The organism is Streptomyces sp. OZ13, from assembly GCF_052068155.1.
Taxonomy (GTDB): domain Bacteria; phylum Actinomycetota; class Actinomycetes; order Streptomycetales; family Streptomycetaceae; genus Streptomyces.
The window spans coordinates 1-3,400 of sequence record NZ_JBQHCZ010000044.1 but is presented as its reverse complement, the minus strand read 5'-3'; the positions used below and the strand labels follow the sequence as shown (position 1 = coordinate 3,400).

The 3,400-nt window shown below is 71.6% G+C and carries 2 protein-coding genes; both read right to left on the bottom strand.

Annotation, left to right across the window (positions count from 1 at the left end; translation table 11 throughout):
* A partial coding sequence (locus tag ACTMTU_RS35985; protein ID WP_441267634.1) for a type I polyketide synthase occupies positions 1-1,337 on the bottom strand: 1,337 nt, incomplete at its 3' end.
* A 116-nt stretch (positions 1,338-1,453) separates the two neighbouring features.
* Positions 1,454-3,400, bottom strand: a 1,947-nt coding sequence (locus ACTMTU_RS35980; RefSeq protein ID WP_441267633.1) for a type I polyketide synthase, incomplete at its 5' end; no start/stop codon positions are given.

Below are 3,400 nucleotides of genomic sequence, written 5' to 3'. Positions count from 1 at the left end.
TCCGAAGACTCCACCGGCACCACCGCCGGAGCCTCCTCCAACACCACATGCGCATTCGTCCCGCTCAACCCGAACGACGACACACCCGCCCGGCGGGTCCGCTCGCCCTTGTTCCAGGGCTGCGGCTGCTGGAGCAGGACAAGGCCGCTGTCGTCCCACTCGACGTGGGGGCTCGGCTCGTCGGCGTGCAGGGTGCGGGGCAGCGTCTCGTGCTGGAGGGCGAGGACCATCTTCATCACGCCGATCACGCCGGCGGCGGCCTGCGCATGCCCGAGGTTCGACTTCGACGATCCGAGGAACACGGGGTGCTCGCCGAAGACTTCGGCGAGAGCTCCGGCCTCGATCGGGTCGCCCAGCGAGGTGCCGGTGCCGTGTGCCTCGATCGCGTCGATGTCCGCGGGTGCGAGGCGGGCGGCGGCCAGGGCGTCCTGGATCACGCGCTGCTGGGAGGGCCCGTTGGGGGCGGTCAGGCCCTGGCTGCGGCCGTCCTGGTTGACCGCGGAGCCGCGGATCACGGCCAGGACGCGGTCGCCGTCCCGTTCGGCGGCCGACAGCCGCTTCAGGAGTACGACGCCGCATCCCTCCGCCCAGCCGACGCCGTCTGCCGAGGCGGAGAAGCTCTTGCAGCGGCCGTCGGGGGCCATGCCCTTGAGGCGGCTGAACTCCACGAGGAGCGAGGGGGTCGACATGACGGTCACGCCGCCGGCGAGGGCGAGGTCGCACTCGCCCTGCCGCAGCGCGGTGGCCGCCAGGTGCAGGGCGACGAGGGACGAGGAGCAGGCGGTGTCGATGGTGACGGCGGGGCCCTGCAGGCCCAGCGCGTAGGACACGCGTCCCGACACCACGCTGCTCGCGTTGCCGGTCTTCACGTAGCCGTCGAGGGCGTCGAGGTCGTGGCCCTGGTGGTTGCCGTAGTCGGTGCTCATCGTGCCGAGGTAGACGCCGGTGCGGCTGCCGGTGAGTGTGCCGGGCCGGATGCCGGCGCGCTCCAGCGCCTCCCACGACGCTTCCAGCACCAGGCGCTGCTGCGGGTCCATGGACTGGGCCTCGCGCGGGCTGATGCCGAAGAACGCGGCGTCGAAGTCCTCGACACCGTCGAGGAATCCGCCTTCGCGGGAGTAGCTCTTGCCCACGGCTTGGGGATCGGGGTCGTAGTAGTCCAGGCCGTCCCAGTGCGACGGAGACTCCCCGACGACGTCCCGCCCCTCTGCCAGCAGCTGCCAGAAACCCTCGGGTGTGTCGATGCCGCCCGGCAGTCGGCACGCCATCGACACGACCGCGATCGGCTCGTGGAAGCGGGCCTCGAGATCCGCCGCGCGCTTCTGGAGGAGGCGGATGGCGGGCAGGGCGCGTTCCAGCTGAGCCTGATTCGAGTTAGTCATCTCTGCGGTTCCCTAAACAAACGTCAGCGGAAATGGGGCAGCGTCTTCGGGGCGGAAAGCGACGGGTCCTCTCAGTCGCCTGCGCCTGCGGCTTCCAGGAAGGCGTTGAGTTCGGCGTTGATGTCATCGACCGACCGCTCCTCCAGGCGGGGGGCGTCGGAGGGCCGGAGGGTGGTGACGGAGGGGTCGGCGGTGCCGTTCCCGCTCTCCCTGTTCGCCAGGTCGACGAGCATGTCGAGCAGGCCGCTGCGGTGCAGCTGATCGGCGGACAGGCGCTGGAGGACCCAGTCCAGTACGGCGGGAGGGCTGTCGGGGGACGGTTCCTGCCGGCCGGCGTCGGCGGCGATACCCAGCCGGTCGATCACCAGGTCCGTGATGGCGCCGGGGGTCGGATAGTCGAACACCAGGGTGGCGGGCAATGTGGTGCCGGTGGCCGCGGCGAGCCGCCTGCGCAGCTCGACCGCCATCAGCGAGTCCAGACCCAGTTCCTTGAGCACCTGGTCCGGTCCCAGGCCGGAGATGTCGCTGATGCCGAGGACCACAGCCAGTTCGCTGAGGACCACGTGCTGGACGCGCTGTGCACGCTGTGTCTCCGGCAAGGTCGCCAGCTCGTCGCGCAGGGACGACGGAACGTCGCCGGTCCGGCCGGCCGCCCGGCGCAGCTGCGGCCGGACCAGCACACGGAGCAGGGCAGGGAGCGCACCACTCTTCTCCGCTTCCCGCCGGACCGCCGCAAGGTCGAGAACGGCCGGTACGAGGTGGCTGTCCCGGCCGTGGAGCGCCCGGTCGAGGAGCCGCAGACCCTGGGCAACGGGCAGTGGGGCGATGCCCTGGCGGCGCATCCGGGCGAGTTCGGCCTGGCCGAGATGGGCGGTCATGCCGCCGTTCCCGGCCTGCTGCCACAGGCCCCAGGAGAGGCTGGTCGCGGCCAGGCCCTGACTGCGGCGGAGCGCGGCGAGCGCGTCGAGCGCCGTGTTGGCAGCGGCGTAGTTGCTCTGGCCGGCGGTGCCCAGCACCCCGGCTGCGCCGGAGTAGAGGACGAACGCGGCCAGGTCGAGGCCGAGTTCACGGGTGAGGTCGTGCAGGTGCAGCGCACCCTCGGTCTTCGGGGCCAGGACGCGGGCCAGACGGTCAGGGGTCTGGTCAGTGAGGAGTCCGTCGTCCAGGACAGCGGCAAGGTGGAACACAGCGGTCCACGGGTGAGCGGTGTCCACGCCGGTGAGCAGGGTCCGGACCTGGGCGCGGTCGGCCACGTCACAGGCGACGACCTCGACATGGTCGGCACCGGCGGCGGTCAGCTCCCCCACCAGCTCCTCGGTACCGGGTGCGTCGGCGCCACGGCGTGAGGTCAGCACCAGACGGCGCGCGCCGTGCTCGTGGACCAGGTGACGGGCCAGAGCCTGACCCAACTCCCCCATGCCGCCGGTGATGAGGACGGTGCCGGCAGGATCCAGGCCGCGGGTCTGCGCGTCGGCGTCTGCCGATGTCCGGACCAGGCGGGCGGCCAGTATCTGGCCTGCGCGGACGGTCAGCTCGGGTTCGTCCGCCACTTGCAGGGCCGATGTCAGGTCCTGGGTGTCGGTGTCGATCAGGCGGATCACCCGCTCCGGGTGCTCGCTGCGTGCCGACCGCACCAGGCCCCACAACGACGCCTGGCCCACGTCCGTGGCGTCTTCGCCGACCGCGCCACGGGTCACCAGCACGATCTCGACCGTGTCGCCGGCCAACGCCTGCTGGAGTTCGGCCAGTCCACGCGCGGCGACCTCCGTCACCGAACCCGACCAGTTCCGCGCGTCGATCACGAGCCGCTCGGCGTCACGTGCCTGAGAGCCGACCGTGACCGGCTGGAACTCCACCCGGTACAGGTGGTCGACCGAGGTCGAGGCACGGATCTGGTCGGCGGTCACCTCGCGCAGGTCGAGACGACCGGACAGAACAGGGCCGCCCGCCGGATCGGCGACCCACAGCCGAAGGGACGTCCCCGAGGTGTCGAGATCCGCACGGACGCGCAACTCGCT